The organism is Truepera radiovictrix DSM 17093 (assembly GCF_000092425.1).
Classification (GTDB): domain Bacteria; phylum Deinococcota; class Deinococci; order Deinococcales; family Trueperaceae; genus Truepera; species Truepera radiovictrix.
In genome coordinates, this window is the sequence record NC_014221.1 from 48,949 (window position 1) to 66,386 (window position 17,438).

The window sequence follows — 17,438 nt, forward strand, 5'->3', positions numbered from 1 at the left end:
CGGTCACACGTCCCGAGAATTGTAACAGAAGCCAGCGCGGGGTTGGCGGGGTTTGGCCGGGGCTAGGCGCGCGTGAGGTTGGCGTACTTGAAAAGGAGCCGTTTGGGTCCCGCCTCCTGAAAGACCACCGTCACCTCCGCGCGCGCCCCCTCGCCCGAAACGCCGACGACGGTGCCGAGGCCGAACTTGGGGTGCTTGACCCGTTCGCCGCCGCGAAAGCTCACGCCGCCCCCGTCCTCGGCGCTCGCCGGCGCCGAGGCGCCGGTGGCGCCCAGCTTCGGCGGCGCCCAGACCGCGCGGCTATACTTGCTGAGGCGCTCGGCGTGCAGCTCTTGCCCGAACACGTCGATCTCCTGGAGCATGCCCTTGGGAATGTCCTCGAGAAAGCGGCTCGGGCGGGCGAACTCGGTGCGGCCGAAGCTCATCCGTGACTCGCAGTGGACCAGAAAGAGCAGCTCCTGCGCGCGGGTCACGCCGACGTAGAGGAGCCGGCGCTCCTCCTCGATCTCCTGCAGCGAAGCGAGCGACGAGCGGTGCGGGATGAGGTTCTCCTCGAGCCCGACCAAGAAGACCACCGGAAACTCGAGCCCCTTGGCGTTGTGCAGGGTCATCAAGGTCACCGCCTCCTCGGGCGCCTGCCCTTGGTTGACCGCCTTGACTGCGCGGTCGTCGACGCTCGCTAAAAGGGCCGCTTCGTCCAGAAACTCGCCGATGCTTCCCCCCGTCTCCTCCTGCCACTCGGCGACGGCGTTGACGAGCTCGTCTAGGTTCTCGATCCGTCCTTGCGCCTCGAAAGACTTCTCGTCTTTAAGGGCCTGCAAGTAACCCGACTGGTCGATGGCCGCCTGTAGAAACTGCGCGGCGGGGAGCGTCTCGGCGGCCTCGCGGAGGTCGTCCATGAGCGCGACGAACTCCCCGATGCGCTTAAGCGCCGGGGTGCCCCGCAGCGGCTCCTCCGCCCGCCGCAGCGCCTCGGAGAAGCGGATGCCCCGTTTGGCGGCAAAGGCCACCAAGGTCTCCTCGCTCGTCTTACCGATTCCCCGTTTGGGCCGGTTGAGAACGCGCCGCCACGCCACGTCGTCGGCGGGGTTTAGAGCGGCGCGGGCGTAGCTCAAGATGTCTTTGACCTCGCGGCGCTCGTAAAAGCCGACGCCGCCGACGATCTTGGCCGGGATCCCCGCGCGCCGCAGCGCCTCCTCCAACACCCGCGACTGCGAGTTCGTGCGGTAGAGCACCGTAAAGTCTTTTGCAGAGAGGCCCCGCTCGGCCTGGAGCCGCTCGATCTGCCGGGCGACGAAGTCGGCTTCGGCGCGGTGGTCGGCGGCGCGGTAGAGCCGGACCTTGTCGCCCGCCCCTTTAACCGGGCGTAAGCGCTTCTCGAGCCGCCCCTCGTTGGGGGCGATCACCGCGTTGGCGAGCTCCAAAACGCTCGCCACCGAGCGGTAGTTGAGCTCCAAGCGGTAGACGGCGGCGTCGGGAAAGTCCTCGCGGAAGTCTAAGATGTTGCGCACGTCGGCGCCCCGGAAGGCGTAGATGCTGTTGTGAACGAGCATGCCGTTGGCAAGGTAGGTGTGTGTCGGGGTCACCTCCAGGTCGAAAACCGGGCCATCGTAGGCGACTTGCGAGACGGTCTCGACGACGGCCTCCTCGAGGCTTTGCTCGCGTTTGACGAGCACTCGCATACCCGGGTGGAGGTGCGCGAGGGGGGTAACGTGGTACATCCGCCCGTCGATGTAGGCTTTGCGCTGGAGCTCTAACCCGCCCGCCTCGGCGAACCCTCGGGCGAAGGCGAGCGCGTCGCGGTAGCTTTTGCGACAGATCTCGGTGCGGTAGCCCCCCCGCCCGTTGCTGCGTACGGGGTAACCCGCCGCCAAAAGGCGCGCTGCGAGATCGGCGCGGATGGACGACCACTGCACGCGGTGGTAGCCTACCCCGCCGTGGCGAAAGTCCTGGAACATCACCAGATTCACGCTTTGGCGGCGAAGACCGTTTTGCGGGCGGTAGTGGGGGAAGTCGGGGTGAAGGTGAAGCTGCGCCATCAACCGCGCTGCAGAGGCGGTCGTATCGACGTCCTGGTAGAGGCGCGCGATCCAACCTTCGTCCATCTTGAGCCGCCGGCCGACGCCGTGGAAGACGAGCGTGGGGAGGCCGTACTCGGCGGCGAAGCGCGCCTCCCAGTAACGCGCTTCGGCATAGGTCTGGCAGACGCGTAGCACCCAGAGCTTGTCGCCGTTTTCCTGCGCGAGGCGAACCCGAAAGCCGACCTCGTCCTGGCCGAAGTCGTTCGCGCGCAAGCTCTTCGTGAGACCGAGGCGGTAGCCGCGGTCTTCACGGTACATGAGGTAGACGTAGTAAAAACCCGCTTCGGGATCGAGGCGCGCCAGAACGAGGTGATGCGGGGTGCCGCGCACCACCCGCCCCCCTACACGGACCTCCCACATCGGGCCGCGGTAGCGCCCTCGCTTGACCGTCGTCACATGGCCCCAGGTGGGTTGAAGGCCTCCACCAGTTCCCAAGACCTCGTCACCTTCTTGAACGCACGCGATGGGCAAACAGCCGCGCCGCGTTGGGATGCGCGTCTCCGGCGGTAGACATTGGTCGGGGTCGCCGACGACCATCAGGTTGGCGTACTTGTTCGCCAAGAGCCTCGTGAGGCGGTACTGCGCGGTGTTGGTGTCCTGGTACTCGTCGACGTGGATAAAGACCGCGCGCTGCTGCACCTTCTCCAACACCTCGGGGAAGCGCTCGAAGAGTTCGACGGTGCGCCCCAGGATGTCGTTAAAGTCGACCGCGTTGACGCTCCGCAGCCTCGAGCTGTAGCGCTCGTACACCTCCGCGACGAGCTCCAAGGGGAGCCCCGCGACCATCCCCCCGAAGACCCGCTCGCCCTCGCGGGCGAGCTCGGCGGGCGTCCAGAGGTTCGACTTGGCGCGGTCGATGAGCGCGCGCAGCACGCGCGGGTTGGCGTCGCCGAGCCCCGTGACGCGTTCCAAGATCTCCTTGAGCACCTCCAGTTGGTCCGTGTCGTCGTAGATGGCGAAGCCGGGCTCGAGGCCGATGAGCCCGCCGTACGCGCGCAGGATGCGCAGGCACGCCGAGTGAAAGGTGCTCACCCAGAGGTCTTTGGCCGCCTCGCCCATAAGGTGCGCGACGCGCTCTTTGAGTTCGCCGGCCGCTTTGTTGGTAAACGTCACGGCGAGGATCTCGGTCGGGTAGACCTCGTGGGCGTCCATGAGGTAGGCGATGCGGTGCACCACGGTGCGCGTCTTGCCCGAGCCCGCGCCCGCGAGCACCAGCGCGGGCCCCTGGAAGTGTTCGGCGGCGGCGCGCTGCTCCTCATTCAAGACAGCGAGCAGGGGGTGGTCTGAAACGGTCTCCGGCACAGTCAGGCCATCATAACGCGCAGCGGTGACCGCCGCCGATGCCGAGGTTTAGGGCGGCCCCTCAGCGAGAGCCCCGTACGCCGCCGTCTTGACGTAGTGCGCCCACAGCCCCGCGTACCACCCGTAGCGCTCGGCAATCTCGCGGGCGCTGCCCGCGCTGATAGGCAGCCCCTTGGTGTAGACCTTCGAGATGGCCGCCAGCAGCCCCGTGTCGGTCCAGGGGACGCGCTCGTAACGCCCCAGACCGCGCAGGGCGATGAAGTCGACCGACCACGCGCCCAGGCCCTTGATGCGCCCGAGCCAGCGCGCCACCTCGTCAAAGGGGGCGGCGCGCAAAAACGCCTCGTCGGCGAGCGCGAAAGCGCGTACGAGGTGGAGCATCCGTTCGGTTTTGCGGGTGTTGTTGGTCGCCGCCAGGATGCGCGCGTGGGGGTCGTCGAGCAGCTGCTGCGCTTCGGGAAAGGCGACGTAGCGGCGGCCGCCGTGCTCGAGGCGCGGCCCGAAGCTCTCGGCAAGGCGCGCCATCGTCTTGTGGGCGAAGCCGTTCGGCGTCCGCTGCTGCACGAGCGCCCAACAGGCCGCCTCAAAGGGCGTCAGGACCTTTACCGGATGGTAGCCGTAGAGCCGCGCGACGACCTCCGCGAAGAGGGGGTCGCAGCGGGCGTAGAGGGGCGTGAGGTCGTCGTCCAGGCTGAGGTAGAAGCGCACCCGGTCGGTGGCCGCGCGCGTCAGCGCGTCGTCCAGCATCTTGGCGTAGAGGGTGAGCTCGAGCCGCTCGGGCTGCGCCGTCGGCCACACCTCGAAGAGCACCGCCTGGCCGCGCACGCTCACCACGCGCCGCAGCCCCTGGACGCGCTCGTCCCCGACCGTTTTGCACGCGATCTGCTCGGCTGCCGGGACGCGCTCGTAGGGGCGCCCGTAGAAGGCGCGGATGTAGTCCAGGCTCCTCTGCAGCGAAAAGGGCGGGGTGGCCGTCACGGTCAGCGTCGTCTGCTCCACACCCCATCAAACCACCGCGCCGCGTACGAAACTGCGCGCCAGGAGCTGTTAGCATGCCCTATGGCGAGCGGCCGCACCCACGAGGCGATCAACTTGGGCGTCTTCGCCGCGCTCGCCGGGGGCTACGCCTACGCGCGGGCGCGGTCGCTCGCGGATCCCACGAACCTCCTGTTTGCCCCCGAGACGCTCTGGGCGTTTGTCCTGAGCTACCTCATCGGCACCTTTTTTATCACCCCCGACCTCGACCTCGCCGAGAACCGGATGCGCGCGCGCAACAACTGGGGGCTGCTGGGCCTGTTGTGGGTGCCTTACGGGGCGCTCTTTAGCCACCGCGGGCTGTCGCACACCTGGTTTGTGGGCCCCCTTACGAGGCTTCTATACCTGGTGCTGCTGGCGCTGGCTCTGGGGTGGGCGGCCTCGGAGATCGCGCCCCACTTTGGCTACCGCGTCGGTTTCGAGGCCGAGGTAGGGGAGAGCTGGCCGCAGCTCCTCGTGGGGTCGCTCGCGGGCTACTACTTGTCGCAGTGGCTGCACCTGATCGCCGACGGTATCCAACCCGACCACGCCTGGAGGCGCAAGGGGGCGCGCACAAGGGGGCGCAAACGGCGGCGGCGCTCACCCTCTTAAGCTTTTGCTATGCTTGGCGTAACCGCGCTCGACAAGCCCCACCCGCGCCGCAGCGAGGGCGCTCACAAGGTGGCTCGAGCAGAGGGAGAGTAGCGATGCACCTAAAGAGAGCCGTGGCCCTTGGCCTGTTTGCCGTCTGCGCGTCCGCCGCCGCCCAGGAGGGTTGGACCTGCCCCGAGGGTTTCGCGGGGCAGCGCCTAAACGTCTACAACTGGACGACCTATATCGCCGAGGACACCATCGCTAACTTCGAGGCGCTCTGCGACGTCAGCGTGACCTACGACACCTACCCGACTGAGGACGACATGTTGGCGCGCATCCGCCAGGGCAACCCCGGTTACGACATTGTGGTGCCGAGCGGGACCATCATGGTGCTGATGATCAACGAGGGGCTACTAGAACCCCTCAACCTCGAGAACATCCCCAACGTCGCCAACCTAGACGACACCTTTCTCGACCTCCCCTTCGACCCCGGCAACCAGTACTCGCTGCCGTACCAGTGGGGCACGGTGGGGATCGGCTACAACCGCACGCGCGTGGGCGGCGAGATCACCTCGTGGCGGGAGATGTTCGCCTACGAGGGGCCGGTGTCGTGGCTCGAGGACGTGCGCGGCATTATGGGGGTCGCGCTCCTCCTGGCCGGCTTTGACCCGAACAGCACCGACCCCGATGAGATCGCCGCCGCCAGGGATTTCTTGATCGACAACGGGTCGAACGTGGTCTACATCAACCAAGACGACGGCCAAGAGGTCCTGTTGCGCGGCGAGGCGGACATCGTGATGGAGTACTCCGGCGACATCTTCCAGATCATCGAGGAGTGCGACTGCGACGACTTCGCCTACGTCATCCCCGAGGAGGGGACGTACTTCTGGGTCGACAACGTCGCCATCCCGGTAGGTGCCCAGAACAGGGCGCTCGCAGAGGTCTTTATCGACTACCTGCTCGATCCGCAGGTGGGCGCCGACATCTCCAACTTCACCGCCTACGGCTCCCCCAACCGCGCGGCGATCGAGGCGGGGCTCATCGACGAAGCGCTCCTTAACAACCCCGGTATCTACCCCTCCGAAGAGGTCGAGGAGCGGCTCTTTACCATCATCAACGACCCCGAAGCCGAAGGGCTCTACAACGACGCCTGGGACGAGGTCAAGATCTTTGTCGGGGGCTAGGCGGTTGAGCGCAGCGTTTCGTGATCCAGGCGTGATATGAGGGTCTATGCAGCCAGCCGTCGAGCTTAGAGAGGTCACCAAAGCCTACGCCGACCCGCGCGGCGCGGGGACGGTGCGGGCGATGGACGCGGTGTCGCTCCGCATCGACGAGGGGGGCTTTTTCGCCCTCCTAGGTCCCTCGGGGTGCGGCAAGACGACGACGCTGCGTTCGATCGCCGGCTTTGAACAGCCCGACAGCGGCGCGGTGCTGATTCGGGGGCGCCCCGTGCAGGGCATCCCCCCCTTCCACCGCCCCGTCAACACGGTGTTTCAGGACTACGCGCTCTTCCCGCACATGAGCGTCCTGCAAAACGTCATGTTCGGCCTCAAGATGGCCAAGGTGCCCGCGCGGGAGGCGCGGCGGCGTGCGGAGGAGGCCTTGGAGCTCGTGCACCTGCCCCACGTCGGGGCGCGCCGGCCCTCGCAGCTCTCCGGCGGGCAGCGGCAGCGGGTCGCTCTGGCGCGCGCGCTCGTCAACCGCCCGGCGGTCTTGCTCCTCGACGAACCCTTGGGCGCTCTGGACCTCAAGCTGCGCAAAGCGATGCAGTTCGAGCTCAAAAGGATGCAGCAGCAAGTCGGCATCACCTTCGTCTTCGTCACCCACGACCAGGAGGAGGCGATGGCGATGGCTGATCACATCGCCGTGATGGACCGCGGCCGCGTCTTGCAGGTCGGGACGCCCGCCGAGATCTACGAACACCCCGTTAACCGCTTCGTCGCCGACTTTATCGGCGAGACCAACTTTTTGGAGGGGACGCTCGAGGCTTCCGGGCCGGTCGGGCACTTTCGCCTAGCGGACGGTCGCACTCTCCCGGTCGTGCTCGGCGCCGCCGCCCCGACCTCCGGCCCCGCGACCCTCGCGGTGCGCCCCGAGCGCATCCGCTTGACGCGCGCCACCCACGGAACCGGCGCGGGCGGCGTGCGCCTCGCCGCAAGGGTCACCGAGGTGCACTACCTCGGCACCGACACCCGCTACCACCTCGTCAGCGGCAGCGCGACCCTGAGCGTGCGGCAGCCCAACACTGGCGGTCAGCTGGGCGCCGAGGGGCGCTTTGCCCCCGGCGACGAGGTCGTCGCGTGGTGGCAGCCGGACGGGGCGGCGGTGCTGCGGCCCGAGTGACGGCGAGTTGCCCGAGACCCTCAGGTGCGCATGCCTATCTCACCGCAACACCCGTGAGTGCAGCGTTTCACACCGGGTGCTGCGGTTGGACCTGCGCTACCCCAAGTCTCCCCTCACGCTTAGCCTTGAGGAAGTTGACGGCGAACACCACGAGGAGCGCCGCGAAGCCGCCGATTTCGACCCAGATGTTTGGCCAGAAGATGGCGACCGTCCCCGCAGCCGCCAGAAGGCGTAAAAGAGGATTTAGGGGGGCGAACAAAAAGCCCTCGAGCGCCCCGGCAAAGGCGCCGAGCGCGGCGAATGCGGTAAGCACACTCCACGCCACCCCCTGCGGCGTACCCCCCAGGATGATCTCGGGGTTAAAGACCATAAAGAGCGGGATGAGGTAGAGCCCCTTGGCGAACTTCCAGGCGGCGAGACCTGTGCGCATGGGATCAGAACCGGCGATACCGGCGCCCGCGAAGGCCGCTAATGCTACAGGCGGTGTGACGTTTGAGTCTTGCGAATACCAGAAGATCAGCAGGTGGGCGATCACCAGGGGGATGCCGAACTCGCTCTGCAGTGCCGGAGCGGTCAGCACCGCCAGCACGATGTAAGAGGCGGTCACCGGCAGCCCGAGACCCAGCACCAAGCTGGCGAGCGCGACGAGCGCGATGGCGAGGACCAGGTTGCCGCCCGAAAAGGAGAGCATCAGTGCGGAAAACTTGAGTCCCAAGCCGGTCAAGCTGATGATGCCGACGACGATACCGGCCACGGCGCAGGCGACGCTCACGGGAACGGCATTTTTAGCGCCGGCGGCGAGCGCCGTGAAGAGTCCTTGCGCCCCGCTACGTCCCAGTTGGGCCGCACCCGATGTCGCCGCTTCGGAGCGGCGTAGCGCAAGCTGCAGAAGGGCGCGCACAAACGCCACGACGACGATGGAGACGACCGCGATAAAGCCGACGCGGTTGGGTGAAACGTTGCGCACCAAGAAGTAGACGAGCAGCCCCAGGGGCAAAAGAAAGTGCCAACCGCTTCGCAACACCTCGCGAATGCGCGGCAGCTCGGCGCGCGCTATCCCGGTCATGCCGCGCTTGGCCGCGATGATGTCGACGAACAGGTAGACGGTGGCAAAGTACATGAGCGCGGGAAGGACGCTCAGCTTGACGATTTCGGCGTAGGGTAACCCGGTGTATTCGGCGATGATAAAGGCGCCCGCTCCCATGATCGGCGGCATGATCTGACCACCAGTGCTCGCCGCCGCCTCGACGCCCCCCGCCTCCTCGGCTTTGTAACCGAGTCGTTTCATCAAGGGGATCGTAAAGGCGCCGCTCGTGACCACGTTGGCGATCGCGCTGCCCGAAATCGAACCCATAAAGGCCGAGGCCACGACCGCCGCCTTAGCGGGACCCCCCCGCTGTCGTCCCGCTGCGGCGTAGGCGAGGTCGATGAAGAACTTTCCGGCACCCGTGACCTCCAAAAAGGCGCCGAAGAGGATAAAGATAAAGACGAAGGTGGCCGCTACCCCTAGAGGCGTGCCGTAGATGCCCCCTTGACCCAGGTAGAGCGTCGAAACGATGCGCTCCACGGTGTAGCCGCGGTGCGCCAAGATGCCGGGCAGGAGGTCGGCTAGAAAGGGTAGTGCGCCCCGCTCGCCCGCCATGGCGTAGACGATAAACGCTAGGCCGATGAGGGTGATCGGCAGCCCGATGACCCGGCGACTCGCTTCTAAGAGCGTGACGATGGTCACGACGCCGACCGCGATGTCGGTTGGGGTCCAGAACCCCGTGCGGCCGATGATGGCGTCTAGGTTGTACGACAGGTAGAAGCCAGAGAGCGCGCTGCCGGCGATGAAGACGCTGTCAAAAGCCCAACCTAGGGCACCGCGGCGACGCCCTCGTCGCGCCGGATAGAGCAAAAAGGCGAGCACCAAGATGAGCGACAGGTGGATCGAGCGCTGGTAGAAGAGCCCGAGAGGGACGAGGCCTGCTGTGACAAGCTGAAAAAGCGACAGTGCAACGGCGACCAGGGAGCTCAGGACCAGCGCCGCTCGGGCTGTAGGGGCGCGGGCCGTAGGGGAGTTGTCGCTGAAGGTCGGGGTGACGTCGCTCGCGGGTTGGGAACCTGGGGGTTGAGAGTTCATGGTGTGACGTCAGCAGCCGGAGATTGGGCTGCTGGCACGACCGCCAGGGTGACGCGCTCCCCGGCGGCGAGGGCGCTCAGTGAGATGCTCCGGCCCGCGTGGACGAGGCGGTGATCGACCCGCGCCGAGCCGACGCGCAGCGCGTAGCGGTTGTTGGGTACGGGCTCATCGATCTCGCGGAGCCAGTAGCCCCCATTGGGGTCTGACTCGAGCCGCCCGCGCCCCGGAATGTGGCCGAGACCGGCGGCAAAGTCGGGAGCGTAGCTGTCTTGCAGGAGCATCTGCCCCCCTTTTAAGCGGTAGCGGTCGCGCACCTCAAAGCCGGCGACCGAGTGGTACCAGCGCACCTCCCAGGTGGGTACTGCGCTCAGCTCGAGGCGGAGCAGCACCGCGCCGTCGTCGCGCATGACGACGAGCTGCTGGGCGTGGGCGGCCGCTACGCCCAGCAGCAAGGCGCCGACGAGCCAACGGTGCCTTCTCCGCACCCGTTACTCCCCAGCGATGAGGTGTTCGGGGACGTCGGCGCCGACCTCCTGGTAGTAGCGCACCGCGCCGGGGTGCAGCGGAATGGGGGTCGACGCGAGGCTAAACGCGACGGTGGTGTCGTTGGCTGCGGGGTGGATGGCGATAAGGTCGTCGACGTGCTCGAAGATCGTCTTGGTGACCTCGTAAACGAGGGTCTCGTCGAGGCTCTCATCCACGATCAAAAGGTTCGGGGTGCTCAGCGCTAGTACCTCCTCGTCTTGTCCCGGGTAGGTCCCGGCGCTCATGGTGTAGGGCGCGTACGAGGGGTCGAGCTCCTGTGCAGCGGCGATCTGCGCTTCGGTAAGGGAGACGAGGCGCACGTCACGCGTGGTAGCGAGGTCTAAAATCGAGGCGGTGGGTGGCCCCGCACTCCAGAAGCCCGCATCAATCTGGCCGTCGCGCAGCGCCGCAGCCGTTTCGTTAAAGTCGAGGCGCTGCACGCTAAGTTCATCCAACGAGATGCCGTTGGCGCTGAGGAGCGCCTCGGCGGAGATCGCCGTACCGCTGCCGGGAGCGCCGATGGAGACGCGCGCGCTGCGCAGGTCCTCCAAGGTCTCGATGCCTGAGCCGGCGAGCGTAACGAGGTGGAGCGCATTTGGGTACACGGCGCCGAGCGCGCGTAGTGAAGGGATGGGGCGACCCTCGAAGTTGCCGCTCCCCGAATACGCTTGAAATGCGGTGTCGGCGAGCGCAAAGGCGATGTCCGACTCCCCCTGGAAAACAAGCGCGACGTTCTCTTCGGACGCCCCCGTGGCCTCGGCGACCGCTTGGTATCCCTCGACGTGGGTATTGATGAGCTCGGCGATGCCCCCACCCAAGGGGTAATAGGTGCCTCCGGTACCCCCTGTGGCGATCGACAGGTTGCTCTGGGCTGTCGCCTCTAGGGGGACGAGCATGACCAGCAGACCGACAAAGAGCCTTAACGTACGCATCGGTGCCTCCCATGGTTCAGCTAGCTGTTGCGCTAGATGAAGTATAAACGCCCGAAAGTCTTGGGGCGATGGGTGTGTACATCAAGGTGGTGTACCAAAGAGTACGTCAGCCCTCCTGGGACTCCGGGAGCGTACGGAGCGCCCCCTCCCGCTCGAGCCTCCCGACCTCCTCCGCGCTGAGCCCCAGTACCTCCTGGAGCACCTCCGCGGTGTGCTCGCCCAAGCGGGGCGGGGCCGCGCCGAGGCGGGCGGGGGTGCGGCTGAGGTGTTTTAAGGGGCTGCCGACGACCTCGAGGGGGCCCAGAGCGGGGTGGAGGACGCTCCCTGTCATCCCCCGCGCGGCGAGCTGCGGTTCGGCGAAGACCTCCGCGAGGTTCTGGACGGGGGTCGCGGGGACGTTCGCGGCGCGCAACCGCGCCAACCACACCGCGCGCGGCTGCGCCTTTAGGCGCTCGGCGAGGCGCCCGACGACCTCCTCGCGCGCGGCCACGCGCCCCGCGTTGGTCTCGAAGCGCGGGTCGGCGGCCAGCTCGGGGAGCCCGAGCGCCAGACACGCCCGCACGAACTGCGCGTCGTTGCCGACCGCCAGCACGAGAAACCCGTCGGCCGCCCGAAAGGCGCCGTAGGGGACGATCTGCGGGTGCTCGCTCCCGAGGCGGCGCGGCGGGGTGCCGGTCAGCAAAAAGCCCTGCGCCTGGTTGATGAGCGAGGCAACCGCCACGTCGAAGAGCGCCACGTCCAGGTGCTGCCCGCGGCCGCTGCGGGTGCGCTCGAAGAGCGCGGCCAAGATGCCGACGGCGAGGTGCAACCCCGCGAGCACGTCGACGACCGCCACGCCGACCTTGACGGGCGGCCCGTCCGGGGTGCCGGTGAGGCTCATGAGCCCGCCGAAGGCCTGCATGGCGGCGTCGTACCCGGGTTCGGCGCGGCGCGGCCCCGTCTGACCGAAGCCGGTGACCGAGGCGTAGATGAGCCCCGGGTGGGCTGCGGCGAGGCTTGCGTAGTCCAGGCCGTAGCGCGCGAGGTCGCCTACCTTGAAGTTTTCCACCAGCACGTCGGCTTCGAGCGCGAGCCGCCACGCCACCTCGCGCCCCTCGGGGTGTTTGAGGTCGATACAGAGGCCCTTTTTGCCGCGGTTGACCGACAGGAAGTAGGCGCTCTCCCCCTCGGCGAAGGGCGGCCCCCAGCGGCGGGTGTCGTCGCCGGTGAGAGCCTCGAGCTTCCACACCGTCGCGCCCAGATCGGCAAACAGCTGCGTGCAGTAGGGGCCGGCCAGCACGCGCGAGAGGTCCAAGACGCGCACGCCGGCAAGCGCGCCCGGGTGGGGTGTCGCGTTTGTCTGTGGCACGCTTCCAGCTTTACCACGGCGGCGGTGGGGACCTGCCGGCAAGGGGGGTGCAGAGGTGGGGGGTAACGTCCGCGACCGACCCCCTTGCTCGTTGTGGATACTTTAGCTAAACTAACTAGTGTGTGCAGCGCTTGACGCTCGGGGCTGGTCGAGGGGAGCTCGCGTCCCTCTAGACCGTTTGCGACGTGTCTTCACCGCGTGGGAGGTCGCCGTGACCTTGACAGCCGCCCAAACCCTACGCCGCTCCGCGTTGATCACGCTCTATCTCCTCGCACTCTCCCTGCTGCCGTGGGCCGCAGCGCAGCTCACCGTTCGTTACGACGGCGGGCCTACGGGCGGTTTCGAAGCGTTCATTGTGCTGCAAGAGGCGATCGCGTTTGAACTAGACGGGGAGGCCGCCGGCCTCTACGTCGTCGCGCGGCGCGGCGACGAGGTGCTGCTCGACACCAGCGTCGCGCTCGAGCCGGTCGTCTCGGGGCGCGTCGCCGTGGGGATGATCACGGTGCCCATCTTCGGTATGTGCGAAGGGGGGCCGACGCTCTTTATCCAGGTGCAGACCACCAAAGTGGAGGGTTCGGGCAGCCGCTCGCTCACCGGCTGTTTGGAGACGTCCGGCGGGTACCTCGAGCGGACCGTCGCGAGCGGCCCCGGGACCTTTGTGGCGACCGCGCCGCTCGACCGCTGGATCGCCCTGCAGGCGCTGCTGACGCCAGAGGCCTACACCGACACCGTCCTCGGCGAGGACGCCGTGACGTTTTTCGCCTTTTTCGGTCGCGAAGACCCGGCGCGTCTGGGGGCGCCCTACCCGCCGCTGCCCGACGTGAGGACGTTCGACGAGCTGCAGGCTCTGGCGCTCTTCCCCGCCCCTTAGCGGAGCCTCACGGCTCCCCCGTTGCTGCGCCTAGACCATCTAGACTACCGAAGCGCTCGCTCTGGAGGCGGTCGCTGTAAGATAGGGCATCAGCCATAGGCGCAGGACGAGTAAAGGAGCCTTTCGTGACCCGCACCGCACAGAAGACCGATGTTGGCGCGCGCTCGAGCGTCGCCCTGGACGACTTTTACGGCCTCGAACCCCTCTACACCGCCGAGGAGCGCCGCTTGCGCGACACCATGCGCGCGTTCGTGGCCGCGGAGATCCTGCCGCACATCGGCGACTGGTGGCAGCGCGAACACTTCCCGCCGCACCTGCCGCGCGCCTTGGGTGAGCTCGGGCTCCTCGGGGTGAGCCTGCCCAAGGCCTACGGCGGCCAAGGGGCCTCGCACACCGCCTACGGGCTCGTCTGCCAGGCGCTCGAGTACGGCGACTCGGGGTTGCGCTCGTTTTTGAGCGTGCAGTCGAGCCTGGTCATGTACCCCCTCTACAAGTACGCCTCCGAAACGCTTCAAAAGCGCTGGCTGCCGCCCCTGGCAACCGGCGAGGCGGTCGGCTGCTTTGCCCTGACTGAACCCCACGGCGGCTCCGACCCGAGCCGCATGAAGGTCACGGCGCGTCGGGTCGGGGGCGAGTACGTGCTGAGCGGCCACAAGCGCTGGTCGACAAACGGGCTCATCGCCGACCTCGCCATCGTCTGGGCCAAAGAGGAGGGGAGCGACCAGGTCGTCGGTTTCGCCGTCGAGACCCGTTCGGAGGGGTTCGAGGCGCGCGGCATCCCCGGCCGGGCGTCGCTGCGGGCGTCGGTCTCGTCGGAAGTGTTCTTGCACGAGGTGCGGGTGCCCGCCGAGAACAAGCTGGCGGTCGAGGGGTTGCGCGGGCCGCTCTCATGCCTCAACGCGGCGCGCTTTGGCATCGCTTTCGGAGCGCTCGGGGCGGGGTACGCCTGCTTCGACGAGGCGCGGCGCTACGTGGCGGAGCGCGAGCTGTTCGGCGAGAGCTTGGCGCACAAGCAGCTCGTGCAGGCGGGACTTGCCGACATGCTCGCCGAACTCACCAAGGGGAGCCTGCTCGCCTACCACTTGGGCCGCCTCAAGGAGGCCGGTCAGGACACCCCCGCGCGCGTCTCCCTGGCCAAACGCGACAACGTGCGCGCGGCGCAGCGGGTCGCGCGCACGGCCCGCGACCTCTTGGGCGGCAACGGCATCCTGACGGAGCACGCCAGCATCCGGCACCTGCTCAACCTCGAGTCCGTCGCGACCTATGAGGGGACCGACGCGGTCCACACGCTCGTGTTGGGCCGCGAGATCACGGGGCATAATGCGTTTTAAACCCCTGGCGCGTAGCTTGTGGCCCGTGGTGCTCCCCATGAGCCACGGGCCACACCCCACGCGCCGCCACCAGGAGTTGCGATGACCCCACGCCGCATCCGCGTTCAAGAGCTCTCCGGCACGCCCTACCAGATGGGGGTGCAGCACGGGCGGGCCCACCGCGACACCATCCGCGCCTTTGCCGAGGAGCGCGTCCGCCTCGCCGGCGAGAGCGCCTGGGCGGGCCGCGACGTCCCCCGCGAGGAGGTCTTGGCGCTCGCCGAAGCGTGCGTCTCGGCGCACCGCCGCTACAGCCCGGCGCTCACCGAGGAGCTTGCGGGGATGGCCGCGGCGACCGGGTTGACGCTCGCCGAGCTGGTCGTAGTGGGCGGCTTTACCGATTTTATCGATACCGTCTACGGCGCGGCCAAGGGGGCCGCAGCGCCGAGCGCGGCGGACAACTGCACCGCCTTTTTGGTGCCGAACGCGCGCGCGGCGCTCGGGTCGGGCTTTCTCGGTCAGACCTGGGACATGCACGCGGGCGCGACGCCGCACGTGATCTTGCTGCGCGGCGCCCCCGCGGGGGCGCCCCCCTTTCTCGCCTTCTCGACCGTCGGTTGTCTAGGGATGATCGGCATGAACGCGCTCGGCGTGGCGGTCGGCATCAACAACCTCTTGGGCGCCGACGGGCGCGTCGGCGTCACCTGGCCCTTCGTGGTGCGGCAGATGCTCACCTGCAGCGAGGCCGACGAGGCTCTGGAGGTGCTGCTGGAGGCGCCTTTGGCGGGGGCGCACAACTACCTCATCTTAGACGCTGCGGGGCGCGGCTTTAACGTCGAGGCGACCTCGACCACCCACCACGTCACCCCCTTGGCGGGCGAAGCGCTCGTGCACACCAACCACTGCCTGGCGGGGGTGACGCGCGCCGCCGAGCGGGTGCGCGACCCCCTCTCGCAGGCCTCCTCGGAGCGGCGGCTGGCAGACGCGCAGGCGCTCTTAAGCGGCGACGGCATCACGGCCGAGGACCTGCAGGCGCTCACCCGCGACGAGCGCGCGATCTGCCTGCGGCCCGCGCCGCCCAAGTTCGTCGAGACCTGCGGCGCGGCCATCATGCGCCCCGCGACCGGCGACTTCTGGGCGGTGTGGGGGTTGCCGTCGGAGAACGCCTACGAGCACTTCCGGGTGTAGCGCACAGGTGCCGCTGTGGAGCGAGACGTCCTCATCACCACCTTAAGACCCGAGCACGCCGAGGGGCTCGAGCAGCTCCAGATCGACTGCTACCCCACCCTGGCGCCGCACGAACGGATGCGACGCGAGCACTTTTTAAGCCACGCGCGGCTCTTCCCCGAGGGCAACTTCGTAGCGCTCTTGGGCGACCGGATCGTCGGGCTCGGTTCGGGGTTTCTCACCGACTTCGACCTGCAGCACCCCGACCACACCTTTCAGGAGATCATCGCCGGGGGCTTCTACACCCACCACGACCCGCAGGGTGCGTGGTACTACGGCGGCGACATCAGCGTGCACCCGGACGTGCGCGGCCGCGGCATCGGGCGCCGGCTCTACGAGGCGCGCAAGGAGGTCGTGCGGCGCCTCGGGCGGCGCGGCATCGTGGCCGGGGGATTGCTGCCCGGTTACCGCGCCTACAAGGGGCGGCTGAGCGTGCACGACTATGTGGCGAAGGTCGTGGCGGGCGAGCTCACCGACCCGACCTTGAGCTTTCAGCTCCGCAACGGCTTCGAGGTGCGGGGGCTGCTGCCGGGCTACCTCGAGGACAGCGCGTCGGACAACTGGGCGACCTTGATCGTCTGGGAGAACCCCGCGTGGCGGCCCGAGTAGTGGCCGCGACGACGGCCGACGCGCTCGTCCTGGGGGCGGGTATCATCGGCGCGGCGTGCGCCTTTCGCCTCGCCGAACGGGGGCTGCGGGTGCGGGTGCTCGAGCGCGCGTCCGCGCTCGGTGAGGGGTCGACGGGGCGCAGCGGGGCGGGGGTGCGGGTTCAGTTTAGCGAGGCGGTCAACGTGCGGCTCTCGTGGGAGAGCATCCAGGAGTACCGCACCTTCGGGGAGCGCTACGGCGCCGAGAGCGGCTACGTCCCCAACGGCTACCTCTTCTTGGTGCCAGCGCACGCCTGGGAGGCGCACCTCGCGGGGGTGGCGGTGCAGCGGCGGGTGGGGGCGCCCGTCGAGGTGCTGAGCCCCGAGGCGGCGCAATCACACGTCCCCTTCGTCCCCGAGGGGATCGCGGGGTGCACCTACGGCCCCGCCGACGGCTACATCGACCCCGTGAGGGTGCTGCGCGTGTACCTCGAGGAGGCCGCGCGGCGCGGCGCGCAGCTCCACCTCGGGGCGGCCGCGCAGCGGGTTGCGCGTACCGCTAGCGGGTGGCGCGTCACGACCCCCGTTGGGACCTTCGAGGCGCCTGTGCTCGTCAACGCGACCGGCGCGTGGGCGGGCGCCGTGGCGCACCTCGCGGGCCTCGAGGTCCCCGTGACGCCCCTTAAGCGCTGCGTCTACCGCACGCGCGGCGGCAACGGCGGGCGCGGGGGGGCGCCGTCGTACCCGCTCACCGTCGACACGGCGAGCAACTTCTGGCTGCGCGGTCACGGCGAGACGCTCATCTTTACGATCAGCAACCCCCACCAGGCGCCGGGGTTTCACGAGGGGATGGACTGGGGGTGGCTGGCGACCGTCCGGCGGGTCGGCGAGGCGCGCTTCCCGTGGCTCTCGGCGCTGCGAGTCGACCCCGCGGGCTCCTTCTGGGGCTTTTACGAGATGACCCCCGACGGCTCACCCATCCTCGGGGAGATGGCGGAGGCGCCGGGGTGGCTCAACGCCTGCGGGTTCTCCGGCCATGGGGTGCAGCAGGCGGCGGCGGTCGGGCGGATTATCGCGGCGGAGGCCGTCGGGGAGAGGCCCTTTATCCCCGTGGACGCGCTGCGCTTGGAACGGTTTGCGCAGCCGTCTACGCTGCTCGAGCGGCACATCGTCTAGGGGGCT

Annotated in this window: 14 protein-coding genes; 8 read left to right on the forward strand and 6 right to left on the reverse strand. The window is 68.2% G+C overall.

What is annotated here, in order from left to right; all coding sequences use genetic code 11:
* Positions 1-62: 62 nt before the first annotated feature.
* On the reverse strand, positions 63-3,383 hold the full coding sequence (locus TRAD_RS00240; protein WP_013176570.1) for a UvrD-helicase domain-containing protein: 3,321 nt from the start codon (positions 3,381-3,383) through the stop codon (positions 63-65).
* Between the two features lie 48 nt (positions 3,384-3,431).
* A complete protein-coding gene (locus TRAD_RS00245; protein ID WP_013176571.1) occupies positions 3,432-4,382 on the reverse strand; it encodes a DNA-3-methyladenine glycosylase family protein in 951 nt (316 codons plus the stop codon).
* A 60-nt stretch (positions 4,383-4,442) separates the two neighbouring features.
* Between TRAD_RS00245 and TRAD_RS00250 the strand changes: the two genes are divergently transcribed.
* From TRAD_RS00250 to TRAD_RS00260, 3 genes are all read left to right on the forward strand, one after another.
* Positions 4,443-5,009 carry a metal-binding protein gene (locus TRAD_RS00250; protein WP_013176572.1) on the forward strand — a complete coding sequence of 189 codons (567 nt, stop codon included), beginning with the start codon at positions 4,443-4,445 and terminating at the stop codon, positions 5,007-5,009.
* Positions 5,010-5,122: 113 nt separating this feature from the next.
* A complete protein-coding gene (locus tag TRAD_RS00255) occupies positions 5,123-6,175 on the forward strand; it encodes a polyamine ABC transporter substrate-binding protein (protein WP_049772882.1) in 1,053 nt (350 codons plus the stop codon).
* Between the two features lie 46 nt (positions 6,176-6,221).
* Positions 6,222-7,334 carry an ABC transporter ATP-binding protein gene (locus tag TRAD_RS00260; protein WP_013176574.1) on the forward strand — a complete coding sequence of 371 codons (1,113 nt, stop codon included), beginning with the start codon at positions 6,222-6,224 and terminating at the stop codon, positions 7,332-7,334.
* 67 nt (positions 7,335-7,401) lie between these two features.
* On the opposite strand, the gene TRAD_RS00265 is transcribed toward TRAD_RS00260, so the two are convergent.
* The 4 genes from TRAD_RS00265 to TRAD_RS00280 form a co-directional block, all read right to left on the reverse strand.
* Positions 7,402-9,456, reverse strand: coding sequence for a TRAP transporter permease (locus TRAD_RS00265; protein ID WP_013176575.1), 2,055 nt, complete (start codon positions 9,454-9,456; stop codon positions 7,402-7,404).
* Positions 9,453-9,941: a DUF1850 domain-containing protein gene (locus TRAD_RS00270; RefSeq protein ID WP_013176576.1), complete on the reverse strand. Its 489-nt coding sequence runs from the start codon at positions 9,939-9,941 to the stop codon at positions 9,453-9,455. The genes TRAD_RS00265 and TRAD_RS00270 overlap by 4 nt, the downstream gene beginning before the upstream one ends.
* A 3-nt stretch (positions 9,942-9,944) precedes the next feature.
* Positions 9,945-10,913 carry a TAXI family TRAP transporter solute-binding subunit gene (locus tag TRAD_RS00275; protein WP_013176577.1) on the reverse strand — a complete coding sequence of 323 codons (969 nt, stop codon included), beginning with the start codon at positions 10,911-10,913 and terminating at the stop codon, positions 9,945-9,947.
* Positions 10,914-11,019: 106 nt separating this feature from the next.
* On the reverse strand, positions 11,020-12,261 hold the full coding sequence (locus TRAD_RS00280; RefSeq protein ID WP_013176578.1) for a CaiB/BaiF CoA transferase family protein: 1,242 nt from the start codon (positions 12,259-12,261) through the stop codon (positions 11,020-11,022).
* Between the two features lie 250 nt (positions 12,262-12,511).
* On the opposite strand from TRAD_RS00280, the gene TRAD_RS00285 reads away from it, so the two are divergent.
* The 5 genes from TRAD_RS00285 to TRAD_RS00305 all read left to right on the forward strand — a co-directional run bounded on the left by TRAD_RS00285 (position 12,512) and on the right by TRAD_RS00305 (position 17,432).
* Entirely contained in the window at positions 12,512-13,132 is a 621-nt protein-coding gene (locus tag TRAD_RS00285) for a hypothetical protein (protein WP_185095182.1), read from the forward strand.
* A gap of 176 nt (positions 13,133-13,308) precedes the next feature.
* Complete coding sequence (locus TRAD_RS00290) at positions 13,309-14,463, forward strand: acyl-CoA dehydrogenase family protein (RefSeq protein WP_041947349.1); 1,155 nt, start codon at positions 13,309-13,311, stop codon at positions 14,461-14,463.
* Positions 14,464-14,544: 81 nt separating this feature from the next.
* The gene (locus TRAD_RS00295; RefSeq protein ID WP_013176581.1) at positions 14,545-15,630 is read left to right on the forward strand and encodes a C45 family autoproteolytic acyltransferase/hydrolase; all 1,086 of its coding nucleotides are present in this window, start codon (positions 14,545-14,547) and stop codon (positions 15,628-15,630) included.
* A gap of 15 nt (positions 15,631-15,645) precedes the next feature.
* Positions 15,646-16,278: a GNAT family N-acetyltransferase gene (locus TRAD_RS00300; protein WP_013176582.1), complete on the forward strand. Its 633-nt coding sequence runs from the start codon at positions 15,646-15,648 to the stop codon at positions 16,276-16,278.
* On the forward strand, positions 16,263-17,432 hold the full coding sequence (locus tag TRAD_RS00305; protein WP_013176583.1) for an NAD(P)/FAD-dependent oxidoreductase: 1,170 nt from the start codon (positions 16,263-16,265) through the stop codon (positions 17,430-17,432). The genes TRAD_RS00300 and TRAD_RS00305 overlap by 16 nt, the downstream gene beginning before the upstream one ends.
* The last annotated feature ends 6 nt before the right edge of the window (positions 17,433-17,438 follow it).